This is a genomic window from Frankia sp. R43, assembly GCF_001306465.1.
Taxonomy (GTDB): Bacteria; Actinomycetota; Actinomycetes; order Frankiales; family Frankiaceae; genus Parafrankia; species Parafrankia irregularis.
On record NZ_LFCW01000001.1, the window covers coordinates 1855796 to 1874889 of the forward strand.

The following is a 19094-nucleotide window of genomic DNA, read 5'->3' on the forward strand; positions in this document are numbered from 1 at the left end:
CGCGACCGCACGGAGGTCACGGTCGGAGAGGGTCACATCACCCGGAGGCACCCGACTGGCACGCTACGCTTGCACTGGGGAATCGGGTCTGGATCCAGATCAGCCGGGGTCAGATCAGCCGGGGTCAAGTCACGGAGGTGCGTCGTGACCGCAGAGAGCGTCCCGCCCGCCTGGATGCACCAGCAGATCACCGCTGAGCTGTACGACTCGCTTTCCGAGGAGCAGGCCCAGGGCATCGAGATCGTGGACGGGATGGTCGTCATGGTCCCGAGCGCGTCCCTCCAGCACAACCGGCTCGCCAAGAAGGTGGCTGTCGCGTTGGAGGCCGCCGGGGCGCCTGAGTGGTTCGCCGATCTCGACTTCGATGTTCGGCTTCACGACGTGCCGCTCACCGTCCGCCGGCCCGACATCGTCGTGTACCGAGCGAGCGCGGTCGGTGCCGCGCCGATGCGCCCGGAGCACATCCTGCTGGTGGGTGAGGTCGTGTCGCCGGGCTCGGAAACCACCGACCGCGTCTTCAAGCCGGAGCAGTACGCAGGGGCCGGCATCCCGTTCTACTGGCGGATCGAGCAGTCCGCGGCCGGTGTCCCACTCGTCCACACCTACCTGCTCGATCTGGCCGCGCGGACCTACCGGGTTGGCGATGTTCACGCGGGCGTGGTCGAAGCCGCCGCGCCCTTCCCCGTGAAGATCGACCTCACCCGGCCGTAGCAGCAGCATGGCCACCCAGTTCGAGTTCTGACGAGCGGCACCGTCTGACGAGCGGAACCGGGAGGTCAGGCGGCTCCGGCCCTCGCCGGGGCCTTCACGCCGGCCCGAGCGGGTTCGCCGCGAGTCGGGACCGGGCGCCGTCCAGCAGGCGCTGACACAGCGACGCGAGCTCCTCGCCGCGCTCCCAGAGTGTCAGCGACTCCTCCAACGAGCACCCGCCGGCCTCCAGCCTGCGGACCACTTCCTCCAGCTCCGCGCGCGCCGCCTCGTAGGTGACCTCGGAACCATCCTCGTGCGACGCACGCGCGGTGGGCCGGCCGGCGCCGGGCTGACCGGCATCGGCCGCGCCCGCTGTCGGCGTCGGTTCAAGATCAGTCATCGTGGTCTCCATGTCCCTGCCCCGTGCCGGCGGATCCCCCGCTGGTTGTCTGGGTACTCACACCGCCTACGCCGACCACGCGCGCCCGCGTGGCCTCCGCGTCATCCACAGCGGCGGCATCCGGATCGACGTCATCCACAGTGGCGGGTGCGGCGGCGACGGCCGGTGTGGCGGCCACGCTGGCGGCGAAGGTACCGCCCGCGACCCTCACCACCAGCCGCTCGCCGCCGGTCACCTCGGCCGGTGACCGGACGACGAGGCCGTCGGCCCGCTGGACCAGGGCGTAGCCGCGGTCCAGCGTCGCGGCCGGCGACAGCGCGCGCATCCGGGCCGCGGCGTGTGCCAGGTCACGCTCGGCGACCTCCACCGCGTGCAGAACGCAGCGTCGCGACCGCGAGCGCAGGGTTTCGACTGCCTGCTCCCGGTGCTCGATCTCGCGCAGCGGCGCCGCCAGCACGGGACGACCCCGCAGGTCGGCGAGGCGGCGGGCCTCGATGTCGAGCCGGTGGGTGAGAACGCGGCGGGCCCGCCCACGCAGCGCGTCCACTCCGGCGGCCTGCTCGGCGACGTCGGGGACCACCCGCTTGGCCGCGTCCGTCGGGGTGGAGGCCCGGACATCGGCCACGAAGTCGAGCAGAGGTGTGTCCTGCTCGTGTCCGATTGCCGACACCACCGGTGTCCGGGCCGCGACAACGGCACGAAGGAGGGCCTCGTCCGAGAACGGTAGAAGATCTTCCAGGGAGCCGCCGCCGCGGGCGATGACGATCACCTCGACGGCGCCGTCGGCGTCCAGTTCGGCCAGTGCGTCGATGATCTGGCTCACCGCCAGCGGCCCCTGGACGGCCACCTCGCGTAGCTCGATGCGCACGGCCGGCCACCGGCGGCGCGCGTTCTCGACGACGTCCCGCTCGGCCGCGGATGCACGGCCGGTAATCAGCCCGACGACTCCGGGCAGGAACGGCGGCCGCTTCTTGCGGCTCGCCGCGAACAGCCCCTCGGCCGCCAGCGTCGCCTTCAGCCGCTCCAGGCGGGCCAGCAGGGCGCCCGCACCGAGTGGCCGAATCTCCGTGACCGCAAGGGCCAACGTGCCCCTACCCGCATGGAAGGACGGCTTGGCCCACACCACGACCCGGGCACCGTCGACCAGCCCCGGACCGACCGCGTCGCACACCGCGCGGGGGCAGGTGACCCGCAGGGAGACGTCCGCCACGGAGTCACGCAGAGTCATGAAAACGGTCCCCATGCCGGGCCGGCGGGAGATCTCCGTGACCTGACCTTCAACCCAGACCCGCCCCAACCGGGAGATCCAGTCACCCATCGCCCGGGAGATCGTCCGCACCGGGAGCGGTTCGTCGGGCGTCGACGTCAGGGCCATCCACGCACCGTACGACCCACCGGGCCCGCAAGGTCATCATGGCTCGGACGATGTTCGCATCCGGTGATGCTCCGCTCGGCGGCCCTTGGCGCCGAGCGGCACCCGCGTAGACTGCTGCGACATGGGGCGGGTCCTGTTGGCCAAGCCGCGCGGCTACTGCGCGGGTGTCGATCGCGCGGTCCAGACCGTCGAGAAGGCACTCGATCTGTACGGGTCGCCGGTGTATGTACGCAAGCAGATCGTGCACAACGCCCACGTCGTCAAGACGCTGGAAGCTAAGGGCGCGATCTTCGTTGAAGAGACCGACGAGGTGCCGGTAGGCGCCACGGTGGTGTTCTCGGCGCACGGCGTGGCACCGACGGTCCACGAGGAGGCAGCCTCGCGTCAGCTCCGCACCATCGACGCGACGTGCCCCCTTGTCACCAAGGTGCACTCCGAGGCTCGCCGGTTCGCCAAGGAGGATCTTGACATCCTCCTGATCGGTCATGAGGGCCACGAGGAGGTGGTGGGCACCACTGGCCAGGCGCCGGACCGCATTCATCTCGTGGACGGTCCGGAGGACGCGGCTGCGGTGAAGGTCCGGGACCCGAAGCGGGTCGCGTTCCTCTCGCAGACGACACTGTCCGTCGACGAGACCATGACCACGGTGAACGCTCTGCGCGAGCGCTTCCCGCATCTGCAGGGTCCACCGAACTCCGACATCTGCTATGCCACCCAGAACCGTCAGGTGGCAGTCAAGGAGATCGCCGAGAAGGTCGACCTCCTGATCGTCGTCGGCTCGCCGAACTCGTCGAACTCGGTCCGGCTCGTCGAGGTCGCCCTGGACGCGGGGGCACCGAAGTCCTTCCTGGTGGACGACTCCACCGAGGTGGACGAGAGCTGGCTCGACGACGTCGAGACGGTCGGGGTGACGAGCGGGGCGTCGGTGCCCGAGGAGCTGGTCACGGGCGTCATGGCGTGGCTGGCGGAGCGCGGGTTCAACGACGTCGAGGAGGTCACCTCCGCCGACGAGCACCTGCTGTTCGCTCTCCCGCCGGAGCTCCGGCGGGACATCCGGGCCAAGGAGCGGGCCGCGGGCTGAGGCCCGCAGTAACCCGAAGCCCACACGGGCCGAGGGATATCCCGAACCGGCGCTCGGAGCATCGGTTCGAAACTTCGCGCCGGGTTCGGCGCGACCGCACAAGTCGTTGCGGTCGCGCCGAACCCGGCGCCTCTCTTTTGCGGGCCCGACGCCCACGAACGTGCCACCAGTCCCACCGGCGCGGCCGGCGCGGCACGCTGCACCGCCGGGCATGACCACGCTGCGCCGCCGGGTGTGGCGGGGCACCGTCCGGCCTGCCCAGCGCCCCGTACGGCGGGTGTGACGAGCATCCGCCATGACCTCGGCCCCGGCGACGGAAGCTCCTCATGTCCTAGGGTCGGCAGTGAGCCTTCTCCATCTCACGGTCCACGGCCGGGGGCTGCCGCAGGTACGGGTCGACGACGGAAAAGGCTCACTAGCTGGCCAGCGCCGCGGATGTCCTTCGCGGGTGGTCGCGCCGGCGACCGGCCAGGTCAATGTTGACGACATCTCGGGAGATCGGCGCATGAGCGAGCAGGAATACCGCATCGAGCACGACAGCATGGGTGACGTGCGGGTGCCGGCCTCGGCGAAATGGCGTGCGCAGACGCAGCGGGCAGTCGAGAACTTCCCCGTCTCCGGCCAGCGGATCTCCCGCGCCCACATCGCGGCGCTCGCCCGGATCAAGGCGGCGGCCGCGACCGTGAACGCCAAGCTCGGAGTACTCGACGGCGACGTGGCCGCGGCGATCACCGAAGCCGCCGGCGAGGTGGCCCGCGGTGACTGGGACGACCAGTTCCCGCTCGACGTCTTCCAGACCGGCAGCGGCACCTCCTCCAACATGAACACCAACGAGGTCCTGGCGTCGCTCGCCTCGGACCGGCTCGGGCGCCCCGTCCACCCGAACGACCACGTGAACGCCTCGCAGTCGTCCAACGACGTCTTCCCGTCGTCGATCCACGTGGCAGCCACGCAGGGCATCGTGCACGAGCTGGTTCCCGCGCTCGACCACCTCGCGGTCTCGCTGGAGCGCAAGGCGGAGGCGTTCGCCGGCGTGGTCAAGTCCGGGCGCACCCACCTGATGGACGCGACCCCGGTGACCCTCGGCCAGGAGTTCGGCGGCTACGCGGCGGCGGTCCGCCTCGGCATCGAGCGGCTGAACGCCGCGCTGCCCCGGGTCGGCGAGCTCCCACTGGGCGGCACCGCGGTCGGCACCGGAATCAACACGCCGCCCGGCTTCTCCGCCGCGGTCATCGCGGAGCTCGCGGCGACGACGGGGCTGCCGCTGACCGAGGCCCGTAACCACTTCGAGGCGCAGGCCTCGCGGGACGGGCTCGTCGAGGCGTCCGGTGTGCTGCGGGTGATCGCGATCTCGCTTTACAAGATCTCGAACGACCTGCGCTGGGCCTCCTCGGGCCCGCGGGCCGGGCTGGGCGAGATCCGGCTGCCCGACCTGCAGCCCGGTTCGTCGATCATGCCGGGCAAGGTCAACCCGGTCATCCCGGAGGCGGTCTGCCAGGTGGTCGCGCAGGTCGTCGGCAACGACGCCGCGGTGGCCTTCGGCGGCTCGGCAGGCAACTTCGAGCTGAACGTGATGCTGCCGGTCATCGCGCGCAACGTGCTGGAGTCGATCCACATCCTGTCGACGATCAGCCGGCTGTTCGCGGACCGGTGCATCGACGGCATCGCGGCGGACGAGGAGCGCTGCCGGCGGTACGCCGAGTCCTCGCCGTCGATCGTGACGCCGCTGAACAAGTACATCGGCTACGAGGAGGCCGCGAAGGTCGCCAAGCAGTCCCTGGCGGAGGAGAAGACCATCCGCGAGGTCGTGCTGGAGCGCGGCTACATCCAGGCGGGCAAGCTGTCCGAGGCCGAGCTCGACGCGGCCCTCGACGTGCTGTCGATGACGCACCCGTGAGGCATCTGTAGCCCGGGCTCGGGTGGACCCGGCTCCCTGGACCACCAGGCGAGCCGGGTCCCTCATGCCGTACCCGCCCCCCTGACGGTTCGGCACCCCGCCGCGGAAGCCGTGGAAGACCCCCCAGCCAGCCTCCACGACTCCCGCGACCCCCTGCGACAGGTCCAACGAGGCACCGGAACTTTCGTTACGGCCCCCGCGCCAGGAATTTTCCACGGGGCATCGCAGCCCGGTGGGCCGCCGCCGCTGCAGGTGCGCAGGCCGGCTGCCCCGCAGCCGCAGCCGCAGCCGTGGCCGTGGCAGCCGCAGCCGTAGCTGCCGCGCAGCCGGGAGCCAGCAGCCGGGGCACTCACCCGGGTGGGCACCAGCGGACCAACCGCATCCACCTTGTGGCTGTATGTGTCCATCGACACGGACGTCCGACCCGGCGTCGCAGATGTGACGATGCGAGGAAGTGACCGGGAAAAAGACGTAACAACACCGAGTAGTGGGTGTTCCCGGTCGATCTGGCGGATAGCCTCGGCGTGACACGATAAATGACAGGGGGAAACGACGTGCATGAGGTCGATGTCCTTGTCATCGGTTCCGGGCCCGGCGGGCAGAAGGCCGCCATCGCCGCGGCCAAGCTCGGGCGCAGCGTCGCGGTCGTCGACAAGCGGGACATGATCGGCGGCGTCTGCATCAACACGGGCACCATCCCGTCCAAGACCCTGCGCGAAGCGGTCATGTACCTGACCGGGCTGGCTCAGCGCGAGGTGTACGGGCAGAGCTACCGACTCAAGGACGAGATCACCGTCTCGGACCTCTCCGCGCGGACGCAGCATGTGATCGGCCGTGAGATCGATGTGATCCGCAGTCAGCTCACCCGCAACCGGGTCCAGGTCCTCTCGGGTCTCGCGACCTTCATCGACCCCCACACCGTCAGCGTCCGCAGCCCGGGCGGGGTCGAGGAGCGGCAGGTCCGCGCAACGAAGATCATCATTGCGACCGGGACGAGGCCGGCGCGGCCCGACTCGGTCGACTTCGACGGCCGCACGGTCGTCGACAGCGACCAGATCCTCGATCTCGACCGCATTCCCGGCTCGATGGTCGTGGTCGGCGCAGGTGTGATCGGCATCGAGTACGCCTCGATGTTCGCCGCCCTGGGCACCAAGGTCACGGTGGTCGAGCGGCGCGACCGGATGCTCGACTTCTGCGACCTTGAGATCATCGAGGCGCTGAAGTACCAGCTGCGTGATCTCGCGGTGACCTTTCGGTTCCGGGAATCCGTGGTGTCCGTCGAGCGCCACAACGGCGGCACGCTCACCCTGCTGGAAAGCGGCAAGAAGATCCCGGCCGACACGGTCATGTACTCCGCCGGCCGGCAGGGCCTCACCGAGGTTCTCCAGCTGCGCAACGCCGGGCTCTCCGCGGACAACCGCGGCCGCATCCTGGTCGGCCCGGACTTCCGGACCGAGGTCGACCACATCTACGCGGTCGGTGACGTCATCGGCTTCCCGGCCCTGGCGGCGACGTCCATGGAGCAGGGCCGGCTCGCCGCCTACGCGGCCTGCGGCGAGCCGACCACCGGGATGCGGGCCGAGCTGATGCCGATCGGCATCTACACGATCCCCGAGATCTCCTACGTGGGGAGCACCGAGGACGAGCTGACCGAACGTGCGGTGCCGTTCGAGGTGGGCATCGCCCGATACCGCGAGCTCGCCCGCGGCGCGATCCTCGGCGACTCCTACGGGATGCTGAAGCTCCTGGTCAGCCCGGAGGACGGCCGGCTGCTTGGGATCCACGTGTTCGGTACGCACGCCACCGAGCTGGTCCACATCGGGCAGGCCGTGATGGGGTGCGGCGGGACGGTCAACTACCTCGTCGACACCGTGTTCAACTACCCGACCCTCGCGGAGTCGTACAAGGTCGCGGCGCTCGACGCGATGAACAAGATGCGGGCGGTGGCTCGCATCTCGGGGCGGTAGCCGGCCCGTCGGCCGCCTGCCGCCGGTTCAGCGGCAGGCGGCCGGGAGCGGAAGGATGTCCGCGAGGATCTCGTGGCGGTGCTGTCTGCGGTGCGCGGCGGGGCTGTCGTAGACGACGAGCACGGCATGCCGCCCGAAGCCGGCGGGATCCGGCATCAGCGTGATGCCCTCGGCGTGGTCCACACCGTCGCCGTAGGGGACGTCGAGCACCTTCTCGATCGCCCCGTCACGCACCACGACGGACGTCTCGGCCCGCGCGGCGCCGCGCCAGGCGTGGATCCGGACGGGGCCGTCGAGGTCCATCGTCGGGCCGGCCAGGAGCAGGAGATCCTCGCCGTCCGCCATCAGGTCGCGCACACCGAGGCCGCCGAGGTCGAGGAAGTGCTTGCGATAGACGGCACCGTCGTCGAACGGGGCGAGCACCAGGTTCTGGCCGTCGGCCCCGGCGGCCCTCAGCTCCAGGACGACCGCCCAGCCGCGCAGCACCGGACCCCGCAGCCCCAGGTAGATCCGCTCGCCGACGACGGCAAGGCCTTCGATGTCCAGGCCGTTGTCCTTGCTCGGGATCCGTAGGAAGGGGCCCAGGTGCGGGTCCTCCCGCAGCTCGCGGGTGAGCCGGGTGCTCTTGCTCAGGCCCAGGGCGGCCGCGGTCAGCATCTCGCCGGGGTGGGCCGGGTCCGGCGCCGATGCGACCAGCACCGGCCCGTCCGGTGTACTCATGACCGGAATTCGTCCGACGATATGACGGTTGCCGTTGTTGCTGATCTTGGCGAGCCGGGCGAGGGCGGCTTCGGTGGCGTGGTCCGCCCGTACTCTCTTGCGGGTTCTGGCATGCGATCCGGTGAACCACAGGTACCCGCCGGCGAGATCCAGGCCCTCGATGTCGATCTCCGGCACGACACCGTCCTCGTCGGCCGGCTCGGGCAGCGGCAGGAAGTCGCCGACCGGGAAGCTCACGTGCTCCTCGAAGGCATCGCCGGCCGCGGCGAGGGTGACGCGCTCGATCGTCACGGTCTCGTCGCCGCCGAGCCACAGGTGCCGCCCGTCGGAGCGCACCGTTGACAGCGACTCCGCAATGTCGATCACCAGGTGATCGTCGACGAATCGGATCGGAATCGTGTCCACTGAGCCTCCGTCAGACGCGGGAGCGGGCCGCCTCCGACCTGAGTTTGTCACCCAGCTTGCCTCGCACGTCGGCGATGCTCACCCACCGCCGGGAGCTCTGCCGGGAGGCGGGCTGTTCCAGAGCTCCGTCGGCGGCACGCAGCAGGAATGTGGCCTCGTAGTGAACATGTTCCGGCTCGTCCCGGGTCGGCACCGCATCGACGGGGTGCGGCGTGACATCGACCGGCAGCACGCTTGCCGGGATCAGCCCGTTCGCCTCGACCTCGGCCTGGGCCGCCAGGTGGCGCAGCGCGGCGCCGAGCAGCGACTGGTCCGCCCCGTCGACGTGACCACCGGGCAGCTTCCAGGACCTCCCGCCGGCTCTGGTGTGCAGCACCCGGCCGTCGGCGGAGACGAGGGCCACACTGCAGGTCACATGGGCCGGGGTGGTGGTGGCAGTGACGATCGGCGGCCCGTGCAACGCCAGCACGATCAAGGAGCGCAGCAGGTCACGCTCCTGCGGATTCGCCTCGATGTACTTCAGAGCCATACCGATCACCGCGTTGTTCGTGACCGTCACAAAAGGAACGTACAGCCACAAGACACCCCGGATGACGGCGCATCGCCGGGGCGCACCCGCGGATCCGTCCACGCGCAGCCGCCGCCACCACGCGCCAACAATGAGCGCACATCAGGACATATCGGAGCAAAAAGCGATGACCGACCGGCCTGCCGATCAGTGACCCTTTTCCATTTCCGCGACCCACGGTCAGGGGCGCCACAGATCCAGTCGGCGACGGAAAGGGCGCGGCCCCGACCGCGCGCCCCCCGATGCCGCCGATGCCGACCGGAGGCCACTGAATGCCGTGAGTGGTCGCATTGGTGACAGGCCGGGAGAAGCCACGACGATGCCCCGTTAGGGTGTCCTTCGGCCGATCTTGTGCACAGCGGGCCGCGCCGACAGGTCGCGGCCAACACCACGTGCCGATCGTGAGAGGGGGCGACCGGGCATGCACCACTTCACCCGCACCCGGGTCCGGCGAGTCGTCGGGCCCGTGGACGGCGATGGATCGGGCGACCGGACCACGGAGCGGGGCCGCCGCGGCACCCGGCTGCTCGCCGCGGGAGCTGCCGCTGCCGCCGCCGTCGCGCTCGCCGGCTGTGGCGGCGGCGACGGCCTCGACGACCTACCCACTCCGTCGGTGCCGGCCTCGCTGCCCGACGGCGCGCCGTCCGGCCTGCCCACGGCCCTGCCGACCGGCCTGGCCTCGCTGCTGCCGTCCGGCATCCCGACGGGAGTCCCGACGTCGCTGCCCGGCGTCGGCACCGTGGACACCGCGACCGGGGCGGACGCGCTGAAGGGCACGAACGTCCCGCCGGGCTTCCCGGTCCCACCCAAGGCCACGGTCGAGGTCGGGGCCACCGCCGGCAGCCACTCCACGGTGACGATGCGGGGCGTGGACCAGGACGAGGTCCGCACGTTCTACCGCCAGGCACTGCCGGCCGCCGGTTATGAGATCACCTCGGACACCGAGGTCCGTGGCATCGCCAACACGATGGCTTTCAAGGGGCATGGGGTGACCGGCACCATCGCGGCCGCCTCTCTCGGCTCCGCGAACACGATCACTGTTCTCTTCGAGAAGCAGTAACCGAACCAGCCGCTCGGCCGCTCGGCCGACTGGCCGACTGGCCGACTGGCCGGCCGCGACCAGCCGAGCTGGCCACCGCGCGGCCGGCTGGCGGATCAGCTGGCCGATCGGTCAGCCGCGGCCGGCTGGTCACCCGGCTGGCCGTTCATCCGGTCCACGGGTGGCCCGGCGGCCCGGCCCGTGGGCCGGGTGGCGAGGGCTCGAGGTGACGGCAGGTCGAAGTGCTCACGGATCTCCGCCTGCACCTCCAGCACCGATCGCCGGGCATCCACGACGGCGACATGCTCCTTGCGCTGGAAGATGTCCATCACCGGCCGGGTCTTCGCGTGGTACTCCGAGAGCCGGACGGCCAACGCCTCCGGGTTGTCGTCGGAGCGGGTCACCAGCGCTCCCCCGCAGACGTCACAGGTGTCCTCGACCTGCGGGCGGCTCGCGATCAGGTTGTAGTCGAGCCCGCACCGTGAGCACAGCCGGCGCGCCAGCACCCGGCGAACGACCTCCTCGTCGGGGAGGTCGAGGTAGATGACCCCGTCTATGTCGTAGCTCTCCAGGAAGAACTCGGCCTGCCGGGCGTTGCGCGGAAAGCCGTCGATGATGAACCCGTAGTTCCAGTCATGCTCGGTCAGTCGCGCCCGGACCACCGACTCGACGAGGTCGTCGCCCACCAGGTGCCCGCTGGCCACGATCCGCCTGACCTGCGCACCGATCTTCGTATGGTGCTGCACGTTCCAGCGGAAGACATCGCCGACGCTGATGTGCACCAGGTCGAGCTCGTCCGCCATCAGCTTCGCCTGGGTGCCCTTGCCGCTTCCCTGGACACCCATGATCACAAACTTGCGCACGGTGCCTCCCAGCGTGCTCGACGGCGCTGTCCCCAGGCACGCACCCCTGGAGGAATGATGCCGGACGCGCTTGCGCGACCGCGTGATCGGCGGGCACGTTCGGTTGGGTATCCGGCCGCCCGGCGACGCGACGTCCGCCACCCTCCCAGCGGCTGCCGCCGGCCGCCATCGGCGCACGCCATCACCGGGGGCCGGGGGTACCCGGATGGCCGCCCCCACCCAGGTGCCCCCGGGGGTGACAGGCCGATGACATCGGCCTGACTACTGGGAGTGCGCGGGACCGTACCGCGTAACGGTGCCTACCAGGACGACAGCTCCCATCGTGGGGAGCCGGCTGCGACCGAGGGCAACGTACCCGTCAGGATGGAGGCGCGCGGGATTGCGCGACGATTCGGGACGAGTGGGACATGGCCGCGGCCGCGGTGGGGACTCCCGGATCACACGGAGGGGAATCGGGTGTCTGGGCAACTTCGCCGGCTGTTCGGTGGCGGCCTGGCCGTCGCCATGCTTGCCGTCACATTCGCGGCCTGCGGTTCCGACGACAAGGACGCCGCCCCGCCGGCCGAGGTCGTGCTTGAACGCGCAGCCGAGACGACCGTCCCGTTCAGCGTCGCGACCGCCGGCGAGGTCGTGCTGGATATCACCACCGAGGCGCCCGGGGTCTCCTGGGGAACCGTCGGCTCCGAGTCCGCGGTCGTCTCCATGTTCGTGGACGGCAACTACACGACGGACCTGGTGATCCCCGCATCGTTCGCGATCAGGCGCAGTCTGGCGCTGGGCAGTCTCACCGCCGGTGAGCACGCACTGCGCCTGCAGTTCGCCGCGGACCGCTCGCCCCAGGGCTCCACCCAGGCCAAGCTGTCCAAGTTCGCCTTCCGGACGATCACCCCCGGTGACTCCCACTACGCCGCGGCCCGCAACGCCCCGGTGCTGTACGGGCGCACGACACCGAACCCGGCGCTGCTCGCGGGCACACCCGCGACCGGCCCCTACCAGAACGCGCTGACCGACTCGCCGCTCGTCGCCTTCTACTCGGCGGCGGAGACAGCGATCTCCGGGCACCGGCTGCTGACCTACTCCATGATCTGGAGCAATGAGGACGGCGGGACGTCGACGCCCGCGCTGATGGCCCAGTGGGGACGCACCACGGACATCGAGTGGACCTACCGGGTCGAGGTCGACGCCGCGGGCAACGCCGTGCCCGGCAGTGCGACCGTGCAGGGCCCCGACCACGTGGACACGCCGTTCACGGGCAAGGTCGAGGGCACCCATCCGGTGCTGCAGACCTGCACGCTGAACAACAACATCTGCAACCAGACGGACGGGCAGATGCGGTTCTCCCTCGCCGTCGGCGACCCGCTCGACCCGGTCAACCAGGCCCGCGAACACGTCATGGACGAGAACCCGTGGACGTACTGGGTGATGGCCCAGGAGGTCAACCGCGAGGGCAAGGTCACCGAGGCGCCCGAGGCGTCGTCCACCGAGCAGATCGCCGACCCGCGCACCTACCTGTACCTGGTTCTCCGTAAGACCACCAGCAAGCCGAACACCGACAACGCCTGGATCGGGGTCTCGGTCGGGGTGCGGCTGTCCGGCAACCCGACCACCTTCCGGTCGAACCAGGTGTACCCCGCGTGGTCCCTTGAGCAGGACTCTCCCGCCCAGACCGCGATCGCGCTCCCGCCGGGAACGGTCGCCGAGGACATCGCCTCCATCCAGGCGACCCGGGTCGTCGGCAAGGGCTACGACACCGGTGCCAGCGTCCAGATCGACTCCATCGAGCAGGCGTTCTTCCTCGACCCGGACGGGCTGCCGCAGGAGTCCTTCCTGTTCACTCCGGCGAAGGCGACCCTGACCGCGGGATCCCCGACCGCCACGCTGTTCCGCCGTACGGGCGGCGCCTCCTGACGCCGGGCGTCCCTATCGCCCGCACTGCAGCGCACGCAGCAGGTCGGCCTCGCCGAAGGCGGTGAGGCCGCCGCCGCGTGGACCGGGATCGGCCGGATCGAGCCGGCCCCACAGCGCGAGCAGGACGGGCCCGGCAGGTCCGCGCAGCGCCGCGTCACCCTTCGCATGCTCGGTCGTCACCGCCGCGGCCGGGCCGGCGAACCGCACCAGCCACTCACCGGGGATGTCGGTGAGGTGGACGTGGGCCGTGCCCTCGCCAGGGGGCGAGATCCCGACCACCCGGGCCGCCGGCAACAGCAACGTCAGCACCTCGTCGACCGCGTCCGCGGCCTGCTCGGGCACGAACTCGGGAGGCTCACCGAAGGCGCTGGCCGCGTCCCAGGCGTGCACGAGGGTCTCGTTGGCCAGCCGGCGCGGCCAGAAGGAGGCGAGACCGGGGGTGATGTGGGCGGTGAACGTCCAGGCCGGCGTGGCCGGATCGACGTCCCGCATGGCGGCCAGGACGTCCGCTACGGCCTTGCGGTAGTAGGCCGTGAGCTCGGTGTCGTCTCGTGGCGGCGCCGGCACCCGCTCGGGTTCCGCGGTCGTGCCCCGTGGGAGGTGCCTCGCGGTGACGGTGTACAGCCTGCTGACATGGGAAACCAGCCGGCGGCAGTCCCAGCCGGGGCAGCCGGGGACGGCGGCGTTCAGATCACGCAGCGCCGAGTCGAGCAGGGCGTCCGCATGGGATTCCAGCCTCGCCAGGTAATCCATTGCACGGAGTCTCGCAGCATCCGCCGCCGCAGTCGCGGACTGTCACCCGCCCGAGGCCGGCTGGACAGTCTGCGCGGGCTGCCCCAGGTCGGCCGCGAGCCTGGTCCAGGTGCCGTCCGCGGTGTCGAGCGCCGCGGTCGTCCGCCCCAGCAGGGAGGTGACCGACTCCTTCGTGCCGTCGAACAGGTTGCCGCAGACCGCCGCCGCGCTGGTGTAGGCGGCGGCGCCATCCGACCAGGCCTGGTGCGCGGCCTGGGCGGGCGCGGCCGTCACCGCCGCCGCCCGCTGTGCCGCCTCCCCGAGGGTGACGCACGCCGGCTGCAACGAAAGCCCGTCGTTGGCAGTGATGAAGGCCCGGACGTCCGTGGCCGCCCTGGCGATGGCGGCACGTTCGGTGGCCGTCGACTCGTACCAGGCATCGAGCTCGGCACTGACGTCGACGGTCGGCGGTGCCGCCGCGCCGGTTTCGGCACCGACGCTGGTCTCATCGCCGACCAGGAGCCAGACCGCGACGACGGCGACGACGCCGATCGCGGCGAGCACCGTCAGGCCGGTTCTCCGCTCCTGGCGGCTGAGCTGGTCCCACGTCCGGAAATCGCTACCGCGTGTGCGGTAGCCGATACCACTTGCATGGAGGTCGTAACTACGGCGAGCCAACTTTTTCTCCCACGCGCCGAGGTGTGCAGGCACAAGACAGACGCGCAGGCAGCCGCGGACGTTGCGGACCCCTCCAAGCGCCCGACCGCGAAGCCTGTCGTACCCAACCCCTACCGTAGTCGCACACAGGAACAACGCGGGCACCAGTACACACACGGAACACCGGGCGAGAACACACCGGAAACGGGGGAAGTGAACATGCGGTTGAAGGACCTCCCCGTCCATGAAAGGCCACGTGAACGGGTGCTTGCGCGCGGCGTCGAGGCGTTGGCCGATCGTGAGCTGCTCGCGATCCTCCTGGGCTCCGGCACTCCCGGAAGCGATGCCGTGGAGCTCGCCGCCCGGCTCATCGCCCGGCACGGCGGCCTCCACGACCTGTCCCGGGCCGACCCGCAGGAGCTGACCTGCCAGCCGGGGGTCGGGCCGGCCAAGGCGGCGCGGATCTGCGCCGCCTTCCACCTCGGCCAGCGGGCCCGCGCACCGGGCGGGGCGGTGGCGGCGGTAGGCAGCACCGCCGCCCTGGCCGCCGCGGCGGCACCGCTGCTGCGCGGTCTGCGCGGCGAGCGCGTCGTCGTGGTCGTGTGCGACGGCAACGGCGCGGTGCTGCGGGCCAGCCCGCTCAGCCAGGGGACGTCCACGGCCAGTGCGCTGAGTGTCCGTGAGCTGCTCACGCAGGTGCTGCGCTGCGGCGGCTCCGCCTTCGGCCTGGCCCACAACCACCCGGGCGGCAACCCGGAGCCGAGCCTCGCCGACCGCCAGGTGACCCACCGGATCCAGGAGGCAGCCGAGGTGCTCGGCCTGCGATTCCTCGACCATGTGATCATCACGGACGAGACCTGGCGCCGGGTCGAGCCCACCGCCGGGTCATGAGGCGCATCCGGCCGCGCGCCGGAAGATCACCAGTTGGGAGGTCCGCGCGTGGCTCACGACCACTGCGTGTTCTGCGCGATCACGCGGGGCGAGGTTGAGGCAAGCCTGGTTTACGAGGACGACGACATCGTGGCCTTCACCAACCACGCGCCCGTGACTCCAGGCCACCTTCTGGTCGTACCACGCAGGCACGCCACCGGGCTGGAGGACCTGACCGATGAGGACGGCGCCCGGGTGTGGAGGGTCGCACACCTCCTAGGACGGGCATTGCGCCGTTCCCCACTGCGCTGCGAAGGCGTCAACTTCTTCCTCGCCGACGGCGAGGCCGCCTTTCAGGAGGTGTTCCACGTGCACCTCCATGTCTTTCCGCGCTTCGCCGGCGACACCTTCCGGATAAGTGCCGACTGGCGGATCCGCCCACGGGCGGAGCTCGACGACTCCGCGGCCGCCGTCCGCGCCGGCCTGGCCGCACTGGCACCCAAGCCGTACCCCTGAGTAACTGAGCGTAGGCCGGGCCGGCGCCCGGGCAGGGCCAGCCCCGGCCGGCCAGCACCTGAGGTGAGCCTGGCCTGCCCGGCAGCGGCGGCAGGCTCGATGCGGGTTACCGAACCGCCGTATCCGACCACGCGGATACGGCGGCCCCCGCGACTGCCTCGGGTCAGGACAGCTTGATCCAGTAGCTGCCACACACCCGCAGATAAGGAACGCTCTTGACGACCTGGCGGACCTTTCCGAGCCAGATCTCGGTTGTGGTCACCGTCTTGTACAGCGCCGAGATCGGCGCCGTTCCCGTGACCAGGAGCCCGTTCGCACGGAACTGACCGCGGTAGACGCCGTCGAACCAGAAGTTCACGTTGGTCACACCGCCGACGATCACTCCGCGGAACTGTGCGGAGTGCCGACGGTCGACCCCCAGGTAGCTGGCGGTCGAAGAGACGGGCAACTGGCGATCCGTGCAGGTGGTGGTGGCCGCCGCCGCGGTCCCCTGCCCGAAGCCAAGGGTCGCCACGACCGCCGCGACGACAAGCGCCATTGCCGCCACCCGCGTGGGCAGCTGTCGAACAACAAACATTGAGTTTCCCCCTGCGCACGCCGCTTTCGAGACCCATCCCCCGATGGGTCCATTCGGCCTGCTCGCGCAGAGAGTACCAATACGGACAGTCAGCCCCTCGGCGCACCAGCATGTCGACGCCGACGAAGACCATCGGCGCCGGACGCAGTCAGCGCTGGTCGGCCAGTGATTCCGTCGGGCCGGTGGACGCGACGCCTACCGGGCAGGACAGGCCGGTGCCGCCGAGGCCGCAGTAGCCGTGCGGGTTCTTGCTGCCCGAGAGGTACTGCTGGTGGTACTCCTCGGCGTAGTAGAACGGCCCGGCCGGGGCGATCTCGGTGGTGATCTGCGGGTAGCCGGCGGCGTCGAGCACACGCTGGAAGGCGTCCCTGCTGGCGAGCGCGGCGGTGGCCTGCTCGTCGCTGGTCGTGTAGATCGCCGAACGGTACTGGGTGCCCACGTCGTTGCCCTGGCGCATGCCCTGCGTCGGGTCGTGGCTCTCCCAGAACACACGCAGCAACTCGTCGTAGCCGACCTTCGCCGGGTCGTAGACGACGAGCACCGCCTCGGTGTGACCGGTGAGCCCGGAGCAGGTCTCCTCGTAGGTCGGGTTCGGCGTGTGGCCGCCCGCGTAGCCGACCGCGGTCGTGTACACACCGGGGACCTGCCAGAACTTCCGCTCGGCACCCCAGAAACAGCCGAGCCCGAACACCGCCGTCTGCAGGCCCGCGGGGAAGGGGCCGAGCAGGGACGTCCCGAGAACGGTGTGGCGGCCAGGGTTGGTGAGGATCGGTGCGGCGCGGCCGGGCAGCGCCTGCTCGGCCGTCGGGATGGTCGTCTTGTGGCGACCGAAGAACATCACGAACCACCTCCGTGCTTCCACCCACACAACCACGGCGACGCGTCAGTAGTTCCCGCCTGGAGCGCTCCCGGTGGGTGCCGAGGTCCGGCCTCGTCGCCTGCCACTACCAGCGACGAGGCCATCGCGGTGCGCCGTTCGCGCGGTTAGGCCAAACTGGGCAAGTTCGGCCGTTCTGGTCGACTCAGAGGACGAGGTCCTCAAGCATGGTCGTCACCAGCGCGGCGATCGGCGAGCGCTCGGAACGGGTGAGGGTGACGTGCGCGAACAGGGGGTGGCCCTTGAGTGTCTCGATCACCGAGGCGACTCCGTCGTGCCGACCCACCCGCAGGTTGTCACGTTGCGCGACGTCGTGGGTGAGCACGACCCGCGAGCCCTGGCCGAGCCGGGACAGCACGGTCAGCAGCACGCCGCGCTCCAGCGACTGGGCCTCGTCCACGATGACGAAGGCGTCGTGCAGCGAGCGGCCGCGGATGTGCGTGAGCGGGAGGACCTCCAGCATGCCCCGGTCGACGATCTCCTCGATGACCTCGGGCGACACGAGCGCGCCGAGGGTGTCGAAGACGGCCTGCGCCCAGGGCGCCATCTTCTCGTTCTCGCTGCCGGGCAGGTAGCCGAGATCCTGGCCGCCGACGGCGTAGAGCGGGCGGAAGACGACGACCCGGCGGTGCAGGCGGCGTTCCATGACCGCCTCCAGGCCGGCGCAAAGCGCCAGCGCGGACTTGCCCGTTCCGGCCCGGCCCCCCAGGGAGACGATGCCGACCTCGTTGTCGAGCAGGAGGTCGAGGGCGACCCGCTGCTCGGCGGAACGGCCGTGCAGGCCGAAGGCGTCCCGATCACCGCGCACGATCTGGATGGACTTGTCGGCGGTGACCCGGCCGAGCGCGGAGGCGCTCCCGCCCGTCGTGGTCAGCACCAGCCCGGTGTGGCAGGGCAGGTCGGCCGCCTCGGGGATCTCCACCAGCTCCTTGGCGTAGAGCCGGTCCAGATCGTCCTGGCTGACCATGAGCTCCGCCATCCCGCTCCAGCCACTGTCCACCGGCGACAGCGCCTGGTACTCCTCGGCGGCGAGCCCGACAACGGACGCCTTCACCCGCAGCGGGAGATCCTTCGTGACCAGCACGACGTCGGCGCCTTCGCCGGCGAGGTTGAGGGCCACGGAGAGGATCCGGGAGTCGTTGTCGTCCACGCGGAACCCCGGTGGAAGCACGGACGAGTCGGTGTGGTTAAGTTCGACCCGTAGTGTTCCCCCGGATTCCAACGGCAGCGGCTGATCCAGCCGGCCGTGCCGGATCCGGAGGTCGTCCAGGATGCGCAGGGCCTCCCGGGCGAACCAACCCAGCTCCGGGTGGTTCCGCTTGGCTTCCAGCTCCCCTATGACGACAAGGGGGAGCACGACATTGTGCTCCGCGAACCGCAGCAGCGCGCCAGGATCAGAGAGCAGCACGCTTGTGTCGACGACATGCGTTCGTGGCACACGCCCACCCGCCTACTCGGAGGTATCCGGGACCGGGCCCCCTGGCAGAGGCCGGGTACCGGCCTCCTGGCGTTGTCGCATTTGCGGCACCGAGGGGCCTCCCGAGTGGCCGACCCGATGCCGGCCACGACTTGAGACGCTAGGGCTCTCACGTTAGCCGTCACCCCGCAAGATGGCGACCAACTTCTTACAACACGCTTCGCTTGTCTTTGTGTGCCCTTCGTGGTCTATGCTCGGCGATGGCCGGGTACCAGTCACCTTCTGCGGCTAATCTCACGGTACGAAACCGACTGGTTCTTCTCAGATGCGGTAGTCGCGAGGATCCGGGCGTCACTCTCCGGTGAGATTCCTGCCACCCCGCAACCGGGAACCTCCGCGGGCACGCCTGGGCGGCCCGGGAACGAGTCGACTGGTTCGAGGGCTCCGTCGCATTCCACGGGCGCCACGGGCCAGGTCCGGCCTTGGTCCCGGCCCCTCCGACGGCACGGCGACACCATGTTCAGACCGCGGGGTC

18 protein-coding genes are annotated in these 19094 nt (G+C 70.5%); 8 read left to right on the forward strand and 10 right to left on the reverse strand.

What is annotated here, in order from left to right:
- Positions 1-144 precede the first annotated feature (144 nt).
- Complete coding sequence (locus ACG83_RS07090) at positions 145-711, forward strand: Uma2 family endonuclease (RefSeq protein WP_054565207.1); 567 nt, start codon at positions 145-147, stop codon at positions 709-711.
- A gap of 94 nt (positions 712-805) precedes the next feature.
- Here ACG83_RS07090 and ACG83_RS42095 read toward each other — a convergent pair whose 3' ends face one another.
- Positions 806-1090: an exodeoxyribonuclease VII small subunit gene (locus ACG83_RS42095; protein WP_054565208.1), complete on the reverse strand. Its 285-nt coding sequence runs from the start codon at positions 1088-1090 to the stop codon at positions 806-808.
- On the reverse strand, positions 1083-2465 hold the full coding sequence (gene xseA, locus ACG83_RS07100) for an exodeoxyribonuclease VII large subunit (protein WP_054565209.1): 1383 nt from the start codon (positions 2463-2465) through the stop codon (positions 1083-1085). Before xseA ends, ACG83_RS42095 begins: the two co-directional genes overlap by 8 nt.
- A gap of 121 nt (positions 2466-2586) precedes the next feature.
- Between xseA and ACG83_RS07105 the strand changes: the two genes are divergently transcribed.
- The 3 genes from ACG83_RS07105 (at position 2587) to sthA (ending at position 7410) form a co-directional block, all read left to right on the forward strand.
- A complete protein-coding gene (locus ACG83_RS07105; protein WP_054565210.1) occupies positions 2587-3546 on the forward strand; it encodes a 4-hydroxy-3-methylbut-2-enyl diphosphate reductase in 960 nt (319 codons plus the stop codon).
- A gap of 505 nt (positions 3547-4051) precedes the next feature.
- Complete coding sequence (locus ACG83_RS07110) at positions 4052-5443, forward strand: aspartate ammonia-lyase (protein WP_054565495.1); 1392 nt, start codon at positions 4052-4054, stop codon at positions 5441-5443.
- Positions 5444-5997: 554 nt separating this feature from the next.
- Complete coding sequence (gene sthA / locus ACG83_RS07115; protein ID WP_054565496.1) at positions 5998-7410, forward strand: Si-specific NAD(P)(+) transhydrogenase; 1413 nt, start codon at positions 5998-6000, stop codon at positions 7408-7410.
- A 27-nt stretch (positions 7411-7437) separates the two neighbouring features.
- Here the strand turns inward: sthA and ACG83_RS07120 are convergent, their stop codons facing one another.
- On the reverse strand, positions 7438-8535 hold the full coding sequence (locus ACG83_RS07120; protein WP_054565211.1) for a DUF3616 domain-containing protein: 1098 nt from the start codon (positions 8533-8535) through the stop codon (positions 7438-7440).
- A gap of 10 nt (positions 8536-8545) precedes the next feature.
- Complete coding sequence (locus ACG83_RS07125) at positions 8546-9094, reverse strand: NUDIX domain-containing protein (RefSeq protein ID WP_235497709.1); 549 nt, start codon at positions 9092-9094, stop codon at positions 8546-8548.
- Positions 9095-9524: 430 nt separating this feature from the next.
- Between ACG83_RS07125 and ACG83_RS07130 the strand changes: the two genes are divergently transcribed.
- Positions 9525-10163, forward strand: a complete 639-nt coding sequence (locus tag ACG83_RS07130) for a hypothetical protein (protein ID WP_054565213.1) — start codon at positions 9525-9527, stop codon at positions 10161-10163.
- A gap of 95 nt (positions 10164-10258) precedes the next feature.
- On the opposite strand, the gene ACG83_RS07135 is transcribed toward ACG83_RS07130, so the two are convergent.
- Positions 10259-11005, reverse strand: coding sequence for a nucleoside monophosphate kinase (locus ACG83_RS07135; RefSeq protein ID WP_054565214.1), 747 nt, complete (start codon positions 11003-11005; stop codon positions 10259-10261).
- A gap of 456 nt (positions 11006-11461) precedes the next feature.
- Here ACG83_RS07135 and ACG83_RS07140 point away from each other — a divergent pair, with 456 nt between their 5' ends.
- A complete protein-coding gene (locus tag ACG83_RS07140; RefSeq protein WP_054565215.1) occupies positions 11462-12913 on the forward strand; it encodes a hypothetical protein in 1452 nt (483 codons plus the stop codon).
- Between the two features lie 12 nt (positions 12914-12925).
- On the opposite strand, the gene ACG83_RS07145 is transcribed toward ACG83_RS07140, so the two are convergent.
- Both ACG83_RS07145 and ACG83_RS07150 read right to left on the reverse strand, forming a co-directional pair.
- Positions 12926-13666, reverse strand: a complete 741-nt coding sequence (locus tag ACG83_RS07145; protein ID WP_054565216.1) for a maleylpyruvate isomerase N-terminal domain-containing protein — start codon at positions 13664-13666, stop codon at positions 12926-12928.
- A 42-nt stretch (positions 13667-13708) separates the two neighbouring features.
- Positions 13709-14323, reverse strand: coding sequence for a hypothetical protein (locus ACG83_RS07150; RefSeq protein ID WP_054565217.1), 615 nt, complete (start codon positions 14321-14323; stop codon positions 13709-13711).
- A gap of 198 nt (positions 14324-14521) precedes the next feature.
- Here ACG83_RS07150 and ACG83_RS07155 point away from each other — a divergent pair, with 198 nt between their 5' ends.
- Together ACG83_RS07155 and ACG83_RS07160 are read left to right on the forward strand one after the other, a co-directional pair.
- Positions 14522-15193: a RadC family protein gene (locus tag ACG83_RS07155; RefSeq protein ID WP_054565497.1), complete on the forward strand. Its 672-nt coding sequence runs from the start codon at positions 14522-14524 to the stop codon at positions 15191-15193.
- Positions 15194-15241: 48 nt separating this feature from the next.
- Complete coding sequence (locus ACG83_RS07160) at positions 15242-15688, forward strand: HIT family protein (protein WP_054565218.1); 447 nt, start codon at positions 15242-15244, stop codon at positions 15686-15688.
- Positions 15689-15851: 163 nt separating this feature from the next.
- Here the strand turns inward: ACG83_RS07160 and ACG83_RS07165 are convergent, their stop codons facing one another.
- From ACG83_RS07165 to ACG83_RS07175, 3 genes are all read right to left on the reverse strand, one after another.
- Positions 15852-16265, reverse strand: a complete 414-nt coding sequence (locus ACG83_RS07165; RefSeq protein ID WP_054565219.1) for a hypothetical protein — start codon at positions 16263-16265, stop codon at positions 15852-15854.
- Between the two features lie 148 nt (positions 16266-16413).
- Positions 16414-17103 (reverse strand): peptide-methionine (S)-S-oxide reductase MsrA, encoded by a 690-nt coding sequence (gene msrA, locus ACG83_RS07170; protein ID WP_054565220.1) that lies wholly within the window; start codon positions 17101-17103, stop codon positions 16414-16416.
- A 184-nt stretch (positions 17104-17287) separates the two neighbouring features.
- Positions 17288-18580, reverse strand: a complete 1293-nt coding sequence (locus tag ACG83_RS07175; RefSeq protein ID WP_006539887.1) for a PhoH family protein — start codon at positions 18578-18580, stop codon at positions 17288-17290.
- Between the last annotated feature and the right edge of the window lie 514 nt (positions 18581-19094).

Excerpts from the sequence above, each read along its gene's own strand:
- ACG83_RS42095 (WP_054565208.1), bottom strand. The coding sequence starts at position 1,090 with ATGACTGATCTTGAACCGACGCCGACAGCGGGCGCGGCCGATGCCGGT.
- xseA (WP_054565209.1), bottom strand. The coding sequence starts at position 2,465 with ATGGCCCTGACGTCGACGCCCGACGAACCGCTCCCGGTGCGGACGATC.
- ACG83_RS07105 (WP_054565210.1), top strand. The coding sequence starts at position 2,587 with ATGGGGCGGGTCCTGTTGGCCAAGCCGCGCGGCTACTGCGCGGGTGTC.
- ACG83_RS07110 (WP_054565495.1), top strand. The coding sequence starts at position 4,052 with ATGAGCGAGCAGGAATACCGCATCGAGCACGACAGCATGGGTGACGTG.
- ACG83_RS07130 (WP_054565213.1), top strand. The coding sequence starts at position 9,525 with ATGCACCACTTCACCCGCACCCGGGTCCGGCGAGTCGTCGGGCCCGTG.
- ACG83_RS07145 (WP_054565216.1), bottom strand. The coding sequence starts at position 13,666 with ATGGATTACCTGGCGAGGCTGGAATCCCATGCGGACGCCCTGCTCGAC.
- ACG83_RS07155 (WP_054565497.1), top strand. The coding sequence starts at position 14,522 with ATGCGGTTGAAGGACCTCCCCGTCCATGAAAGGCCACGTGAACGGGTG.
- ACG83_RS07165 (WP_054565219.1), bottom strand. The coding sequence starts at position 16,265 with ATGTTTGTTGTTCGACAGCTGCCCACGCGGGTGGCGGCAATGGCGCTT.
- msrA (WP_054565220.1), bottom strand. The coding sequence starts at position 17,103 with ATGTTCTTCGGTCGCCACAAGACGACCATCCCGACGGCCGAGCAGGCG.